A 15,814-nucleotide genomic window follows, 5' to 3' on the forward strand; every position below is an offset into this window, starting at 1 on the left:
ATGCGTAAGTTAATGATCCCTGTTATTTTCGCTGCGCTAGCGATGCTGCTAATGTCTGTTTTTGTTATTCCTGAGGGTGAGCGCGGAATCGTTATTCGATTTGGCCGAGTCCTGAAAGACAATACAGAAATGTCTCGCATCTATGAGCCTGGTTTGCATTTTAAAATGCCACTCTTCGATCGAGTTAAAGAGCTGAACGCACTTATCCAAACAATGGATGGTAGAGCTGACCGTTTTGTGACCTCCGAGAAAAAAGATGTCATCATCGACTCCTACGTTAAGTGGCGAATCGAAGATTTTGGACAATTTTACTTGGCAACTGGCGGTGGTGATACACTAACTGCTCAGGCACTACTTGAAAGAAAAGTAACGGATATTCTTCGTGCAGAAATCGGTGCTAGAGAGATCAAGCAGATCGTATCTGGCCCTCGTTCCGGTGCAATTGTTCTTGCTGATGACGGTATATCTGAAGTCTCTAAAGAAGTATTAGAGATTGAAGGTGAGCGTGACGTTATCATGAGCGAAGTATTGAATGGTACTCGTGAAAGTGCGATGAACGACCTTGGTGTTGCGTTGGTTGACTTCAGAATGAAGAAAATCAACTTACCTGATGAAATCAGTGAATCAATCTATCGTCGTATGCGTGCAGAGCGTGAATCTGTTGCTCGTAAACACCGTTCTCAAGGTCGTGAGAAAGCGGAAGTTATCCGTGCTCAAGCTGAGCTTGAAGTTGCTACTGTACTTGCAGAAGCAGATAGAACGGCACGTGTGACTCGAGGTTCTGCGGATGCTAAAGCAGCAGCAATCTACGCAGATGCGTATAAGAAAGATGCTGAGTTTTTCAGTTTCTTACGTTCTCTTAGAGCATATGAGCGTTCATTTAGTAGTAAGAATGATATCTTAGTACTTGATCCTAAGAGCGAGTTCTTCAAATACATGAACGACGCTAAAGGTTTGATTGGTAAGTAATCTTTTTGTGATTACCAATAGTGATAAAAGGCTTCAGTGATGAAGCCTTTTTTATGTCTGCTGATTTATTATTGGCTTAACTTATAATGAGTTGAATTTATAGCACCATAAACGCAATCACAGCCCCAGAAACGACCAGGCAACCTCCAATTCGCCGTAATTGATTGTCTGGCTGCTTACTCATTTCAGCCACCATATTTCGCCATCCATTAGGTGCGATCAGTGGACCGAGACCTTCTGCAATCAATAAAAGACCAATCGCTAACCAGATTGAATTTGTCATGTTTATGTTACCTGCTTTTATGTGACATGAATCTGAAGGCAAACGAATGCCTTTTTTGGAAATATGCTTTATGTCACATTTATAATTAAATTAAGGAGTTACTACATTATGACATTCTATGGCAAAAAAATGACTGCAAGATATCAAGTTAGGTGCTAGAATCCATTTTTAACTAGCAGGCAGAACTGGAAAGATGGGAAATAACGTAGTCGTTCTAGGCACCCAATGGGGTGACGAAGGTAAAGGAAAAATTGTTGACCTACTAACGGAAGATGCAAAATATACCGTTCGCTATCAAGGCGGTCACAATGCAGGTCACACTCTAGTCATTGACGGTGAAAAAACCGTTCTCCACTTAATTCCATCAGGTATTCTTCGAGACAACGTAAAATGCGTGATTGGCAATGGTGTTGTGCTCTCTCCTGATGCACTACTCACAGAGATGAAACCTTTAGAAGAACGCGGTATTCCTGTTCGTGAGCGTCTTTTCATTTCTGAAGCATGCCCGTTAATTCTTCCTTATCATATTGCTCTTGATCAAGCTCGCGAAGCCGCTCGTGGTAAAAAAGCCATTGGAACAACTGGCCGAGGTATTGGTCCGGCTTATGAAGATAAAGTTGCTCGTCGTGGCCTTCGTGTCGGCGACCTTTTTGATAAAGAAGCATTTGCCGAAAAATTAAAAGAAGTCATGGATTTCCATAACTTCCAACTTAAACATTTTTATAAAGCAGAACCTGTTAGCTATGAAGATGTTTTAGAGCAAGCCATGGGTTATGCCGACCTACTGACTTCTATGGTTATCGACGTGACAGATGAGTTAGATAAAGCTCGTCAACGTGGTGATAAGATTATGTTCGAAGGTGCGCAAGGCACACTGTTAGACATTGACCACGGTACTTACCCATACGTAACGTCTTCAAATACGACTGCTGGTGGTGTTGCTGCGGGTTCTGGTTTTGGTCCTCGTCATATCGGCTATATTCTTGGAATTACTAAAGCTTATTGTACTCGTGTAGGGTCAGGGCCATTCCCGACAGAGCTTTACGATGGTATCGATAAGCAAGACCCTGTAGGTAAACATTTAGGTGATGTTGGCCAAGAGTTTGGCGCAACAACTGGTCGTTTACGCCGTACGGGTTGGTTTGATGCCGTTGCTATGCGTCGTGCTGTTCAGCTTAACTCGATTTCAGGCTTTTGCTTAACTAAGCTTGATGTATTAGATGGCCTAAAAGAACTGAAAATCTGTACTGGCTATGAGATGAAAGATGGCTCAGTGCTGGAAGTGTCTCCAATGGCTGCTGAAGCATTTGAAGAAGCAACACCTATCTACGAGACCGTATCAGGTTGGTCTGAAAGTACATTTGGTGTTAAAAACCTTGATGAGTTACCACAAGCTGCTATCGACTACATTAAGCGTATTGAAGAGCTAACAGGTGTACCGATCGATATTATTTCTACTGGTCCAGATCGTAATGAGACGATTATAAAGGTTCACCCTTTTAACTCTTAAATCTGAGACTCTGTAATAAAAAAACCGACCTAATCAGGTCGGTTTTTTTATACTGTTAGCATAATAGACAATCGCTATTGTCATATACTCTTTTGAGCGGTATGTTTTTAACTTAGCTCGGCAATATTCTGCCTTAGATATTAGTTTTTCGCTAAAGTCCGGTTAGTTATTGCCGATAACAGAGCACGGTATAAAGAAAGAGTGCAGGTATGAAGCTTAAGATCATAGCCGCTTCTTTATTATTGGCGTTGTCCCCGCTGTCGAAAGCAAAAGCTGAAACAGCAGAGATAGGGGCTCCTGTGCCGATATATACAGAAGCAGAGCTAATCAGATTAATCGATGACAATAAGCATCTAGAACGAGTTAAGGCAGATAAGTGTCAGCTGGTTGAGGATATTGTTGCGCGTGCGACACGTATAAGCCTGCCTGCGTATGAATTTCTTTATGGTGATATGCTTTCTTGGGGTGTGTGTGTTGAGCAGGACGTCGAGCTCGGTCTTTACTATATTGAAAATGCCGCACATCAAGGTCTTCCTTCTGCGCTTGAGAAGTTAGGGCGTTATTATTCTCGTGGTACTCTTGTTCAGCAAGACAAAGAGAGGGCGATTCCCTATCTTCGTGAAGCTGCGGCCATGGGGAATGTTAGAGCGCGTATTCAGCTTGCGGAGTTACTGCTAAGAGACTATGGCAGCCCCTTAGACTATGAAGATGCTTATCGTTGGCTGTATAACTCAGTGACATCAGATAAAAGAGAGCATAAAAGAATCGCTATGTTACGTACTGGGCTCGCCCAACGGATGCCTGAAAACATTATTGCGCGTGCGAAGCGGCGAGATGTTTTTTGGTAAGGTAACGTGCTAAGAATTTTTATATAGAGCGCTCTGATATGATCAGGGCGTTTTTTATTCCCTCAAATGAATTTATTAATCATTTCGGTAGCTTAATCAGATTCTTCTCGATATATCGCGTATACTTACTACTATATTCCTTCCTAAAAGAGCAGGTTTGCTTATGTCGGACAAAACACCTATTGATCAATTTGCCGCTCGCGAAGCTAATAATTATGAAAACCCAATTCCAAGCAGAGAATTTATCTTAGAGTATCTTCAAGAAGCCAATGTACCAATGAACAGGAATGATCTGTTTGCTGTACTTGGATTGACCGGTGAAGACCAGTACGAAGGGTTGCGTCGACGCTTAAGAGCAATGGAAAGAGATGGACAGTTGGTTTTCACTCGCCGTCAATGTTATGCACTGCCTGATAAGCTCGAAATGATCAAAGGCAGTGTCATTGGTCATAAAGATGGTCACGGCTGGGTTAGACCGGAAGGAAGTGTTGGTAAAGACAACGACATATTACTGCCGCACCATCAAATGCGAACCATTATTCATGGTGATTTAGTTCTGGTTCAACCAACCGGAAAAGATAAACGTGGTAGGAAAGAAGGTCGTCTTGTTCGCGTTTTGGAAGAACGAAAAACCCAAATTGTGGGACGTTTCTTTTTAGATCAGGGTTACGCTTATGTTGTTCCTGATGACTCACGAATTAGCCAAGATATTTTGATCCCTGATGATGTTCGTCTAGGGGCGAGAATGGGTAATGTGGTGGTGATTGAGATTACCGATAGAGGAAGCCGAACTAGAGGTATGACTGGTCGAGTCGTTGAAGTGCTTGGGGAAAACCTGGCACCGGGCATGGAAACTCAAATTGCCATACGAACACATCAAATACCAAACGAATGGCCTGAAGAGGTCGACGCTCAGATTGCTAATTTGGGTGAAGAAGTACCAGAAGAAGCAAAAGCGGGTCGAGTTGATCTTCGTGACCTCCCTTTAGTGACCATCGACGGTGAAGATGCCCGAGATTTCGATGATGCGGTTTATTGTGAGAAAAAAGCGACTGGAGGATGGCGTCTTTGGGTTGCGATTGCTGATGTGAGTTACTATGTTAGACCCGATACCGCATTAGACAAAGAAGCGATTAATCGAGGAAACTCTGTCTATTTCCCATCTCAAGTCGTACCAATGCTGCCAGAAGTACTATCCAATGGCCTCTGTTCTTTGAATCCGCAAGTTGATCGTTTGTGTATGGTGTGTGAGATGACGGTCTCCGCTAGTGGCAAACTGTCGGGTTACAAGCATTATGAAGCGGTAATGAACTCTCACGCCCGTCTGACGTACACCAAAGTTGATGCAATGCTGAATGGAAATGAGGAGCTGATTGAGCGCTACTCCAATGTTGTTCCGCATATTCAAGAACTACACAACATGTACAAGGTTCTTAAAAAAGCGCGAGATAACCGCGGGGCAATCGAGTTTGAGACCGTCGAGACGAAGTTTATTTTTAATGCTGAGCGCAAGATAGACCGAATAGAACCTGTAATCCGAAATGATGCTCATAAGCTGATTGAGGAGTGCATGATATTAGCGAATATTGCTTCTGCATCATTGGTTGAAAAGCTTAAAGAGCCTGCACTTTTCCGTATACATGAGTCTCCAGGGGAGCAACGTTTAACAGGCTTTAAAGATTTCCTTAGTGAACTTGGTTTAACGCTGAATGGCGGGTTAGAGCCATCTCCGACTGATTATGCCGAATTAATGATTGCGATTAGTCAGCGTCCAGATAAAGAGCTGATCCAAACCATGCTTTTGCGTTCAATGAAGCAGGCGGTTTACAACCCAGACAATGCAGGACACTTTGGCTTAGCTTTAAAACGCTATGCACACTTTACTTCACCGATCCGTCGCTATCCGGATTTACTGTTGCACCGAGCCATTAAATATCTTATCGCCAAAATGGAAGGGAAGAACAAAGATCGCTGGACACCAACGGGTGGGTATCATTATTCGTTTGATGATATGGATGTATACGGTGAACAGTGCTCCATGACTGAGCGAAGAGCAGATGATGCTACCCGAGAAGTCTCTGACTGGCTTAAATGTGAATATATGCAAGATCATGTGGGTGAGCAGTTAGAAGGCGTGATTGCCAATGTGACAGGCTTTGGTTTCTTTGTACGCTTGTCTGAGCTGCATATCGACGGTTTGGTGCATATCTCCGCATTGGCCAATGACTACTATCAGTATGATGCGATAGGCCAACGATTAGTTGGTGAAGCTTCTGGACAGATTTATCGCCTAGGGGATTGCGTTACTGTAAAAGTATTGTCGGTTAATTTAGATGATCGACAAATTGACTTTGAATTAGTGGAAACAAGTCGTAAGCTACGCGGCAAAGGAAAGTCTGCTAAAAAAAGAGCAGCGAATGCAGACAAAAAATTTGCGTCGAAGAAAAAAGCAGAAGTGAAGTCTCGACGATCAGGCAAAGGTGCAAAACCTTTGGTTGAGCCAACTAAGCGTCCAGACGGTTCCAGTGATGAATCTGGTTCTAAAAAGCCTGCTAATAAAAAGAATAAAGCGGAAAAAGCACGCAAGAAAAAGTCCAGAGCAAATAAAAGTAAAGCTCGTGGAAAAAACAAAGCATCTAAATAGAGTTAAATAATGAGTAACGAATTTATATATGGAATACACGCGGTAAAAGCGGTATTAGAAAAAGATCCCGCTCGATTTATCGAAGCATTTGTGTTGAAAGGAAGGGAAGACGAACGTCTTATGCCTTTGCTTAAGCAACTGCAAAATTTTGGTGTTTCTATTCAGCAAGCAGGCCGAAAAGCTCTTGATGACAAAGCCAATGGCGCTAATCATCAAGGTATTATTGCCCGCGTGAAACCAGCCAAAGCTTTAAATGAGAATGATCTGGATGACATTATTGCACAGCATGATCAGCCACTGTTTTTAGTTTTGGATGGTGTTACCGATCCGCATAATTTAGGTGCTTGTCTAAGGAACGCAGATGCAGCAGGTGTCGCAGCCGTAATCGTACCCAAAGATAAGTCGGCTCCTTTAACCGCGACTGTAAGTAAGGTCGCTTGTGGTGCTGCTGAGACGGTACCTTTGGTTAGAGTGACTAACTTAGCGAGAACAATGCGTGCTATGCAGCAACAAAATGTTTGGTTTGTTGGTACTGCGGGAGAAGCAACTCATGATATCTATCAATCTAAACTGACTGGGCCATTAGCCATCGTTATGGGCGCAGAAGGTGACGGTATGAGGCGATTAACTCGCGAAACATGTGATGACCTGATAAAAATACCAATGTCAGGTTCGGTGTCTAGCTTGAATGTGTCAGTCGCAAGTGGTGTCTGTTTATTTGAAGCGGTTCGCCAGCGATTAAAATAGCAACAAATATAACGGTTCAAACATCCAGAGGTTATGCGGCTATAGATTCTGCTCCTCTGAAAGCTTAGTCGCTATCAAATTGTCAATGTAGAAAGGCCAGATTCTCACTGAATCTGGCCTTTCTAATAGCGATATACTGATTAGTTTAAATCATGGAATACAAGCCGGTTTAACGGCCTATTTTGTTGCGAATCGACATGCCTATCAGAGCATTATCTAGCCTTGATATGGGCGTATTTTTTTAGCGATATCTCATCGGTGGAATACCTTAGTGAAGCTCTAAACTCTGCCCCTTTAACTGACCTAAAAATATAACGTGGTGATTCGTTAAAAATACCTTGCTACTGACGTCTATTTTCTATACTATTTGCCGTCCTTAATTCTCGGTCATTTATCTTAGTTCCTTGCTTCCCCTGGACGACCGAGCCATTCGTGGAAGCTACTAATCCGTAAGGAGCAACCAATGCGTCATTACGAAATCGTATTCATGGTGCACCCTGATCAAAGCGAGCAAGTTGCTGGCATGATCGAGCGTTACACTGGTTCTATCACTGAAGCTGGCGGTACTGTACACCGTCTAGAAGACTGGGGCCGCCGTCAAATGGCTTACCCAATCAACAAGCTTCACAAAGCTCACTACGTTCTTATGAACGTTGAAGCTGATCAAGCTGTGATTGATGAGCTAGAAACTGCTTTCCGTTTTAACGATGCAGTTCTACGTAACATGATTATGCGTACTAAATCTGCTATCACTGAACAATCTATCATGCTTAAGCAAAAAGAAGAGCGTGCAGAGCGTGCTCCTCGTCGTGAAGAGCGTTCAGAAGCTAAGCCAGAAGCTAAGCCAGAAGCAGCTGAGTGATTTTGTAGACTGCAAAGTCTTTGAAATTTCTCAATCAACTTAACTCAAATTTAAGATTAGGAGATAGCCCATGGCTCGTTTCTTCCGTCGTCGTAAATTCTGCCGTTTTACAGCAGAAGGCGTACAAGAGATTGACTACAAAGATGTAGCAACTCTTAAAAACTACATCACTGAAGCTGGTAAAATTGTACCTAGCCGTATCACTGGTACGAGCGCTAAGTATCAGCGTCAGCTAGCACGCGCTATTAAGCGTTCTCGTTACCTAGCACTACTGCCTTACACTGATAAGCATCAGTAATCGCACGTTTTATTAAGAGAGAGGATTAAACAATGCAAGTTATTCTACTTGATAAAATCGGCAACCTAGGTGGCCTTGGCGATACTGTTAACGTTAAATCTGGTTACGCTCGTAACTTCCTTATTCCTCAGAATAAGGCAGTAATGGCAACTAAAGCTAACGTTGAAATGTTTGAAGCACGTCGTGCTGAACTTGAAGCTAAAGTTGCTGAGCAACTATCAGCTGCTCAAGCTCGTGCAGACAAAGTTGCAGCACTAGAAGCGGTTGTTATCGCATCTAAAGCTGGTGACGAAGGCAAACTATTCGGTTCTATCGGTACTCGTGACATCGCTGACGCAGTTTCTGCGGCAGGTGTTGAAGTAGCTAAGAGCGAAGTTCGTCTACCTGAAGGTGCTCTACGTAACACTGGTGAGTTTGACATTAGCATCCAACTTCATTCTGAAGTTTTTGCAACAGTTAAACTAGAAGTTGTTGCTGCTGAGTAATATTCGGTATCGATACGATATTAAAAACACCAGCCTTTGTGCTGGTGTTTTTTTTAGAATGAAAAGAGAAGATTGACTGATAAAACGCTATCGGATTTACTCAACCCATCAGGCACCTTGTCATGGTACTGACGTGATTGAGAAACTTTTAAAGCAATATCATCAGTAATATTGTTGGTAAAACTGATTTCTGAATCCGTTCTCATATTACTTTCCCCCGCAACCAATGTTACTTGGCCTGACAGAGATAGCGTATCTAACAGTTGCCAATCCAGCGCGACGTTGCCTCTAAAAATAGGCTCTTGCACTATATCGGGAAAAATCAAATCGTCGTCGTCGAGTTCGTCTAAGTTCGGCTCTTGATAACGATAACCGGGGCCAAACTCGACTTCTAATTGCAGCTCGTCTGAGTGTGCAAATTGATAACCAAGTCCTCCTGACAGTGTGTAGTCTTTAAAGTAGGCACTGTGACGGGAGTCAATGCCTTGAAAACTACCATAAAGATACAGTTTGCTGCCGAGTTTATAGTCACTTTGTAGTTGATAAGAGGTCTGAAACTTATCTTCTTCGCCATCTTTATCCAATTTATACAGCTTAAATTCGCCAGAATGACGATGTTGCCCTGAAGTGTACTCAGCTTCTAAACGAGAGTTCAGAGACTGAGTATCTGAGTTGCCGGAGTGTGATTGATAACCAAATTCAACTTCAGTACTTAGTGGTGATGGCTGTTTTTCAGATGTTTCATCCACATCATCATTTGCATAAACAACGGAACTCGTTATTAGTCCAAGTAAGATTAGCGACCTAGTTGACACTCATTGCCCTTTTCATTTATCGGTTAATTTAATGAGTATAAGTTTTGTTAAATTATATTAGTCAGAACGATGTTAATTAACTGCTCGAACAGTTTAAAATATGACTTCAATTTTTAAGTAATATCGATTGACTATAGTGCGGCTAATGCCGCTATAATGTCCGGCTATAACGAGTAATAGAGTATAACCATGGCTGAAGTCCACAATAAAAACAGAACTGATTCTCAAGTTGAAGCGATCAAAGCGCCTCCTCACTCATTGGAAGCAGAGCAGTCAGTTATTGGTGGCTTATTATTGGATAATGAGCGTTGGGATACTGTTGCCGAAAAAGTAGTAGCGAAAGATTTTTATAGTCGTCCTCATCGATATATTTTTGAAGCTGTTAAATCAATTTTGGAGAATAGTGATCCGCTAGATTTGATCACTTTGTCAGAGTTTTTGGAGCAGAGAGAGCAACTTGATGATGTTGGTGGCTTTGCTTATCTGGCTGACTTAGCAAAAAATACGCCTACCGCGGCTAATATTAACGCTTATGCAGAAATTGTAGCGGAAAGAGCTTTAGTTCGTAACTTAATTGGTGTTGCCAATGAAATCGCGGATGCTGGTTATGATCCGCAAGGTCGAACATCAGAAGACCTGTTGGACTTGGCAGAGACAAAAGTATTTGCCATTGCGGAAGAGCGAACAAGTGAAAACGAAGGCCCGCAAAGCGTTGAATCTATATTAGAGAAAACCTTAGAGCGGATTGAAATACTCTATAAATCTCCTCAAGACGGAGTAACAGGTTTAGATACGGGTTTTACCGACTTAAATAAGAAGACAGCGGGTTTGCAAGGCTCGGATCTTATTATTGTTGCCGCTCGTCCATCCATGGGTAAAACCACATTTGCGATGAACTTGTGTGAAAATGCCGCAATGGCTCAAGATAAGCCTGTACTTATATTTTCATTAGAGATGCCATCAGAACAGCTGATGATGCGTATGTTGGCTTCTTTATCTCGAGTGGATCAAACTAAGATCCGGACGGGTCAGTTGGATGATGAAGACTGGGCGAGAATTTCTTCTACCATGGGAATTTTGATGGAGAAGAAAAACATGCTGATTGATGATAGCTCAGGTCTGACGCCGACGGAGTTACGCTCACGCGCTCGTCGCGTTGCTCGCGAGTATGGTGGCGTTAGCATGATTATGATCGATTACCTTCAATTAATGCGTGTGCCATCTTTAAGTGATAACCGTACATTGGAAATAGCGGAAATATCGCGCTCACTAAAAGCGTTGGCAAAAGAGCTGAATGTTCCAGTTGTTGCTCTTTCACAGCTTAACCGTTCTTTGGAGCAGCGAGCTGATAAGCGCCCAGTTAACTCCGATTTGCGTGAATCAGGATCGATAGAGCAGGATGCCGATTTGATTATGTTTATCTATCGAGATGAGGTTTATCACCCAGACAGCACATTAAAAGGTATTGCAGAAATTATTCTTGGTAAGCAACGTAACGGCCCCATTGGTTCGGTACGATTAACTTTCCAAGGGCAGTTTTCTCGTTTTGATAATTACGCTGGACCTGCGTTTGACGACGAATAAGGATATTGAATGAGCAACATTAAAGCGGCCACCGCTTGTATTAATCTGGATGCATTAAAATACAATTTTAATAAGATTGCCGAGCAGTCACCAGGCAGTAAAATTGTTGCCATCATTAAAGCCAATGCTTATGGGCATGGCATCCTTAATATTGCTAATAGCATTAAACAAGCCGATGCTTTTGGTGTTGCAAGAATTGAAGAAGCATTGCAGCTTAAATCTGCGGGAATCGTTAAGCCACTTCTATTGCTTGAAGGTTTCTATTTCCCAGAAGATCTCGATATTCTATCTACAAATAATTTGCATACCGCTGTTCATAATATTGAGCAACTCGAAGCCCTTGAAAAGGCCAATATCGATACTCCCATAAAAGTATGGTTAAAAGTTGATACAGGAATGCATCGCCTCGGCATACAGCCGGAAGAGTATGATGAGTACATTACGAGACTAAATCGTTGTAAGAACGTTCAACAACCCGTCAATGTTATGAGCCACTTTGCCAGCGCAGATGATTTAGATAGTCCCGTGACTCAGCAACAAATAGAGCTATTTTTATCTATAACCCAGCACTGTGATGGTGAGCGCTCACTAGCAGCATCGGCTGGCATCCTATCATGGCCAGAAAGCCGACTGGAGTGGAACCGCCCCGGAATCATTTTATATGGTGTTTCTCCATTTAATGATAAGCCTGCTAAGACCTTAGGCTATAAACCTGTAATGACGTTAAAGTCGTGTTTGATTGCTGTACGAGTGGTTAAAGCAGGTGAAAAAGTCGGTTATGGTGGTGCGTGGACATGTGAGAAAGAGACAAAAGTAGGCGTTATTGCTGTTGGTTATGGAGATGGTTATCCTCGAACGGCCCCAAATGGCACTCCTGTCTTTGTTAATGGTCGTATTGTTCCTTTAGTTGGTCGTGTCTCTATGGATATGTTAACCGTGGATCTTGGTATTGACGCTAAGGATAAAGTAGGTGATGAAGCGATTATGTGGGGAGAGGAGTTACCAGCAGAAGATGTTTCTAATCATATAGGAACCATTGGTTATGAGTTGGTCACTAAATTAACCGACCGTGTAGAAATGATATACCTCTCTCACCAAGAGTAGCGAGTGTCTATTCCTCGCACTTATGGTGCACTCCTGTTTTCGTTATCAATGGTTAACAGCGATCTCTTATATGCAGATGGCTGGCCAAATTGGGTGCCTGAATCCGCTGTCGTTCCTTTCGCTTTTACTTCTGACAGCCTCGGAAACGCCATTGGAATAGCCGGTGTAGCCAAAGGGGTATTGCAGCCCCAAATGAGTGTGTTAGCCACTGGCTTTTATACCGACAAAAATTCGTTTATGACCTACGGCTCTGTAGCTAATTATCAAACAGATAATAACTGGTTACTTGGTTTCGAGTTATACCAAGGCAACTATGTTGATAGTAACTATTATCTTGGTGAGCAAGGAAGTAATGATTCCAATGTAGGTGATGTGACGGTCACAACTGGCAAAGAAGCCAAGTATCGTGCTTCTTTTCGGTATGTCTTTCCTTGGGGAGAAGGAGAAAAGCAAGGAACGCAAGCAGGTTACACCCCCAGTCGAGATATCTCAGGCAAAACCCCTTTTGAAAGTGGTGTTTCCTCTTTAAATATTCAGCCTTTCTTTTCTACCCGAAAATTGGATGTGACTTTTGAGGAGCCACAACAGACATGGGGCGTCGCCGTTCAATTTGATTGGGATAATAGGAATGATACAAGGAACCCCACTCAAGGATCTAAAACAAGCGTCAATATGACTTACTCACCTCAATATAGAGATGATGAGTCATGGGCGACGGTATCTTTAGAAAACAGCCATTACTGGGATTTAGGCCCAATAAATGATCTGTTTAATAAACAGGTTTTTGCTTTAAGTTTATATACCGCGGATACACCAACATGGAATCAATGCTCGAGTGGCCATTGCAATCGTCCTTCAGAGTATGAAGGGATAAAGTTGGGAGGCTTGTATCGACTGAGGAGTTACACTTCTGGTCGCTTCCATGGTAGGAGTGCAGTAAGCTATAGCGCAGAGTATCGGGTAATGCCTGAGTGGCAACCACTTGGAGATTGGCCCATTTTCAACTTGTATCAAGTACCTTGGTGGCAATGGGTCGCGTTTGTTGATGTTGGTAGGGTAGCAGATGAGTATGACCTTAAAACACTTCATAGAGATATGAAATGGAGCGCCGGAGGAGCGATTCGTTTTCAAGTTGAAGGTATTGTTGTTCGCACAGAAATGGCCTGGGGAAGTGGAGAAAGTCTGTTTAGGGTGATGGTTAACCAACCATTTTAATCCGTTAGCTGATCAGTTAGTTTAAATTGAGTAGCAGTTGTGCCGCTACTCATCATTGCCGCTACTCGCCATTGATTGTCGCGATAATCTTTCTACTGCCGCCATTGTTCCTATGCTCACCGAGATAAATCCCTTGCCAGGTTCCTAATGCTAGTCGTCCATTACGAATTGGAATTGTCACACTTGCACCAAGTAAAGAGGTTTTTATGTGGGCTGGCATATCATCAGAACCTTCGTATGTATGACGATAATAGGGCATATTTTCTGGAACCATCTGATGAAAATGGTTTTCCATGTCTGTTCTAACTGTAGGATCCGCGTTTTCATTTAAAGTTAGGCTTGCAGATGTATGCTGCATAAACAGATGAACAATCCCCACTGATAATTGAGAAATCTCAGAAATATGTTGTTCAATTTCATCAGTTATAAGATGAAACCCTCGTTTTCTTGCTTTTAAGTTAAACTCTTTTTGCTGCCACATATAGTTGCTTCTCTCAAAATAACTCTGTTGAGGTGTTCTTAGTACACTGTTTTTCGACTATGACAGAGATTAATCGGTAATCTGATATAACTCAATGATAGCATTGTCGAGTTACGTCATAATTCGAAGCTGAAAATAAATAACAACGCTTTGCTCAATGTTGAGTTAAAATAGATATTGAGTAAAACGGATATGATTTGCTTAATCGGGGTTCGATTTAGCCGCACTTTTTGCTGTTAGTCGAATATAGCCAATTGTAACATCGGGATAATTACCATGTTGAAAAACATCAATCCAACGCAAACACAAGCATGGAAAGCTTTAACAGAGCATTTTGAATCTGCTCAAGATATGGACCTTAAGACGCTATTTGCAAAGGATGAAGCGCGTTTTGAAAACTTCTCTACTCAGTTTGGTTCAGACATTCTGGTTGACTACTCTAAAAACCTAGTCGATCAGGAGACAATGGATAAATTATTTGCTTTGGCAAATGAAACAGAATTGAAAGCCGCTATTGATGCTATGTTCTCAGGAGAGGCCATCAACCAAACTGAGGGTCGTGCTGTTCTTCATACTGCTCTTAGAAATCGTAGTAACACGCCAGTTATTGTTGATGGACAAGATGTTATGCCTGCTGTGAATGCAGTTCTTGAAAAAATCAAACTATTCACTGAGCGTGTAATTTCAGGTGACTGGAAAGGCTATACAGGAAAAGCGATTACCGATGTTGTTAATATTGGTATTGGTGGTTCAGATCTTGGCCCTTATATGGTGACAGAAGCTCTTGCACCTTATAAAAATCATTTGAATATGCATTTCGTATCAAACGTAGATGGCACTCATATCGTTGAGACGCTTAAAAAAGTAAACCCAGAAACAACGTTGTTTTTGATCGCGTCTAAAACATTTACTACTCAAGAAACCATGACCAATGCACATTCTGCTCGTGATTGGTTCTTAGCTGAAGCTGGTGATGAGGCGCACGTTGCAAAACACTTTGCTGCTTTATCAACAAATGCTAAGTCAGTTTCTGAGTTTGGCATTGATACAGACAATATGTTTGAGTTTTGGGACTGGGTTGGTGGTCGTTACTCTTTATGGTCTGCTATTGGTTTATCCATTGCTCTATGTGTTGGATACGATAACTATATTGAGTTACTGGATGGTGCTCATGAAATGGACAAGCATTTTTCTGAGACGGAATTAGAGAGTAATGTACCTGTGATTTTAGCGGTTATTGGCTTGTGGTATAACAACTTCCATGGTGCAGAATCGGAAGCTATTTTACCGTATGATCAGTATATGCACCGCTTTGCCGCGTATTTCCAGCAAGGTAATATGGAATCTAATGGTAAGTGCGTTGATAGAAACGGTGTTGAAGTTGATTATCAAACTGGCCCAATCATTTGGGGTGAGCCGGGAACAAATGGTCAACACGCGTTTTATCAGTTGATTCACCAAGGCACTAAACTGATCCCATGTGACTTTATTGCTCCTGCATTGAGTCATAATCCAGCAAGTGATCATCATCAAAAATTGATGTCTAACTTCTTTGCACAAACAGAAGCGTTGGCGTTTGGTAAAACCAAACAGCAAGTTGAAGCGGAATTTGCTGCTGCAGGTAAATCACCTGAAGAAGTAAAAGAGTTGGTTCCATTTAAGGTATTTGAAGGTAACCGCCCAACAAACTCTATTTTGGTTAAAAAGATTACTCCGCGAGTACTTGGTAACCTTGTTGCTATGTATGAACATAAGATCTTTGTTCAAGGTGTTATCTGGAATATCTTTAGCTTTGATCAGTGGGGAGTAGAACTGGGTAAACAGTTAGCTAACCAAATTTTGCCAGAGCTGGCTGATGAGTCTCCGGTAGATTCACATGATAGCTCCACTAACGGTCTAATCAACGCTTTCAAGGTGTTTAAAGCGTAAGTTAGTAAGCTTGTAATAGAGAAAAAGCTGATGCAATGCA

The 15,814-nt window shown here is 42.2% G+C and carries 15 protein-coding genes; 12 read left to right on the top strand and 3 right to left on the bottom strand.

Annotated features, from left to right (window positions below; translation table 11 throughout):
• Window positions 1-969 carry a protease modulator HflC gene (gene hflC / locus CHJ_RS01165; RefSeq protein ID WP_317916668.1) on the top strand — a complete coding sequence of 323 codons (969 nt, stop codon included), beginning with the start codon at window positions 1-3 and terminating at the stop codon, window positions 967-969.
• 97 nt (window positions 970-1,066) lie between these two features.
• Here the strand turns inward: hflC and CHJ_RS01170 are convergent, their stop codons facing one another.
• Window positions 1,067-1,252, bottom strand: coding sequence for a DUF2065 domain-containing protein (locus tag CHJ_RS01170; protein ID WP_171754853.1), 186 nt, complete (start codon window positions 1,250-1,252; stop codon window positions 1,067-1,069).
• A 193-nt stretch (window positions 1,253-1,445) separates the two neighbouring features.
• Between CHJ_RS01170 and CHJ_RS01175 the strand changes: the two genes are divergently transcribed.
• From CHJ_RS01175 to rplI, 7 genes are all read left to right on the top strand, one after another.
• Complete coding sequence (locus CHJ_RS01175) at window positions 1,446-2,762, top strand: adenylosuccinate synthase (protein WP_317916669.1); 1,317 nt, start codon at window positions 1,446-1,448, stop codon at window positions 2,760-2,762.
• 209 nt (window positions 2,763-2,971) lie between these two features.
• Window positions 2,972-3,610, top strand: a complete 639-nt coding sequence (motX, locus tag CHJ_RS01180) for a flagellar protein MotX (protein WP_171754851.1) — start codon at window positions 2,972-2,974, stop codon at window positions 3,608-3,610.
• 163 nt (window positions 3,611-3,773) lie between these two features.
• Window positions 3,774-6,254, top strand: a complete 2,481-nt coding sequence (gene rnr, locus CHJ_RS01185) for a ribonuclease R (RefSeq protein ID WP_171754850.1) — start codon at window positions 3,774-3,776, stop codon at window positions 6,252-6,254.
• Between the two features lie 9 nt (window positions 6,255-6,263).
• Window positions 6,264-7,001 (top strand): 23S rRNA (guanosine(2251)-2'-O)-methyltransferase RlmB, encoded by a 738-nt coding sequence (gene rlmB / locus CHJ_RS01190; RefSeq protein ID WP_171754849.1) that lies wholly within the window; start codon window positions 6,264-6,266, stop codon window positions 6,999-7,001.
• A gap of 463 nt (window positions 7,002-7,464) precedes the next feature.
• Entirely contained in the window at window positions 7,465-7,863 is a 399-nt protein-coding gene (rpsF, locus tag CHJ_RS01195; protein WP_171754848.1) for a 30S ribosomal protein S6, read from the top strand.
• A 70-nt stretch (window positions 7,864-7,933) separates the two neighbouring features.
• Window positions 7,934-8,161, top strand: coding sequence for a 30S ribosomal protein S18 (gene rpsR / locus CHJ_RS01200; protein WP_000090472.1), 228 nt, complete (start codon window positions 7,934-7,936; stop codon window positions 8,159-8,161).
• A 32-nt stretch (window positions 8,162-8,193) separates the two neighbouring features.
• Complete coding sequence (rplI, locus tag CHJ_RS01205) at window positions 8,194-8,646, top strand: 50S ribosomal protein L9 (RefSeq protein WP_171754847.1); 453 nt, start codon at window positions 8,194-8,196, stop codon at window positions 8,644-8,646.
• A 53-nt stretch (window positions 8,647-8,699) separates the two neighbouring features.
• Here the strand turns inward: rplI and CHJ_RS01210 are convergent, their stop codons facing one another.
• Window positions 8,700-9,428, bottom strand: a complete 729-nt coding sequence (locus tag CHJ_RS01210; RefSeq protein WP_411861553.1) for a DUF481 domain-containing protein — start codon at window positions 9,426-9,428, stop codon at window positions 8,700-8,702.
• 222 nt (window positions 9,429-9,650) lie between these two features.
• Here CHJ_RS01210 and CHJ_RS01215 point away from each other — a divergent pair, with 222 nt between their 5' ends.
• From CHJ_RS01215 to CHJ_RS01225, 3 genes are read left to right on the top strand one after another with little or no spacing between them, the layout of a single operon-like run.
• Window positions 9,651-11,045 carry a replicative DNA helicase gene (locus CHJ_RS01215; RefSeq protein ID WP_171754845.1) on the top strand — a complete coding sequence of 465 codons (1,395 nt, stop codon included), beginning with the start codon at window positions 9,651-9,653 and terminating at the stop codon, window positions 11,043-11,045.
• Window positions 11,046-11,054: 9 nt separating this feature from the next.
• Entirely contained in the window at window positions 11,055-12,149 is a 1,095-nt protein-coding gene (alr, locus tag CHJ_RS01220; protein WP_317916670.1) for an alanine racemase, read from the top strand.
• A gap of 48 nt (window positions 12,150-12,197) precedes the next feature.
• Complete coding sequence (locus CHJ_RS01225; protein WP_171754869.1) at window positions 12,198-13,364, top strand: BamA/TamA family outer membrane protein; 1,167 nt, start codon at window positions 12,198-12,200, stop codon at window positions 13,362-13,364.
• A 61-nt stretch (window positions 13,365-13,425) separates the two neighbouring features.
• Here CHJ_RS01225 and CHJ_RS01230 read toward each other — a convergent pair whose 3' ends face one another.
• Window positions 13,426-13,845, bottom strand: a complete 420-nt coding sequence (locus tag CHJ_RS01230) for a secondary thiamine-phosphate synthase enzyme YjbQ (RefSeq protein ID WP_317916672.1) — start codon at window positions 13,843-13,845, stop codon at window positions 13,426-13,428.
• A gap of 276 nt (window positions 13,846-14,121) precedes the next feature.
• Here CHJ_RS01230 and pgi point away from each other — a divergent pair, with 276 nt between their 5' ends.
• Complete coding sequence (pgi, locus tag CHJ_RS01235; protein ID WP_317916673.1) at window positions 14,122-15,774, top strand: glucose-6-phosphate isomerase; 1,653 nt, start codon at window positions 14,122-14,124, stop codon at window positions 15,772-15,774.
• Window positions 15,775-15,814 lie beyond the last annotated feature (40 nt).

It is taken from the genome of Vibrio sp. MACH09, assembly GCF_033238805.1.
Taxonomy (GTDB): domain Bacteria; phylum Pseudomonadota; class Gammaproteobacteria; order Enterobacterales; family Vibrionaceae; genus Vibrio.

What these genes read in the sequence shown, in the direction of transcription:
- CHJ_RS01230 (WP_317916672.1), bottom strand. Translation starts at nt 13,845, where the DNA reads ATGTGGCAGCAAAAAGAGTTTAACTTAAAAGCAAGAAAACGAGGGTTT.
- rpsF (WP_171754848.1), top strand. Translation starts at nt 7,465, where the DNA reads ATGCGTCATTACGAAATCGTATTCATGGTGCACCCTGATCAAAGCGAG.
- CHJ_RS01170 (WP_171754853.1), bottom strand. Translation starts at nt 1,252, where the DNA reads ATGACAAATTCAATCTGGTTAGCGATTGGTCTTTTATTGATTGCAGAA.
- rplI (WP_171754847.1), top strand. Translation starts at nt 8,194, where the DNA reads ATGCAAGTTATTCTACTTGATAAAATCGGCAACCTAGGTGGCCTTGGC.
- motX (WP_171754851.1), top strand. Translation starts at nt 2,972, where the DNA reads ATGAAGCTTAAGATCATAGCCGCTTCTTTATTATTGGCGTTGTCCCCG.
- hflC (WP_317916668.1), top strand. Translation starts at nt 1, where the DNA reads ATGCGTAAGTTAATGATCCCTGTTATTTTCGCTGCGCTAGCGATGCTG.
- CHJ_RS01175 (WP_317916669.1), top strand. Translation starts at nt 1,446, where the DNA reads ATGGGAAATAACGTAGTCGTTCTAGGCACCCAATGGGGTGACGAAGGT.
- rlmB (WP_171754849.1), top strand. Translation starts at nt 6,264, where the DNA reads ATGAGTAACGAATTTATATATGGAATACACGCGGTAAAAGCGGTATTA.
- rnr (WP_171754850.1), top strand. Translation starts at nt 3,774, where the DNA reads ATGTCGGACAAAACACCTATTGATCAATTTGCCGCTCGCGAAGCTAAT.
- pgi (WP_317916673.1), top strand. Translation starts at nt 14,122, where the DNA reads ATGTTGAAAAACATCAATCCAACGCAAACACAAGCATGGAAAGCTTTA.
- rpsR (WP_000090472.1), top strand. Translation starts at nt 7,934, where the DNA reads ATGGCTCGTTTCTTCCGTCGTCGTAAATTCTGCCGTTTTACAGCAGAA.
- CHJ_RS01215 (WP_171754845.1), top strand. Translation starts at nt 9,651, where the DNA reads ATGGCTGAAGTCCACAATAAAAACAGAACTGATTCTCAAGTTGAAGCG.
- alr (WP_317916670.1), top strand. Translation starts at nt 11,055, where the DNA reads ATGAGCAACATTAAAGCGGCCACCGCTTGTATTAATCTGGATGCATTA.
- CHJ_RS01225 (WP_171754869.1), top strand. Translation starts at nt 12,198, where the DNA reads ATGGTTAACAGCGATCTCTTATATGCAGATGGCTGGCCAAATTGGGTG.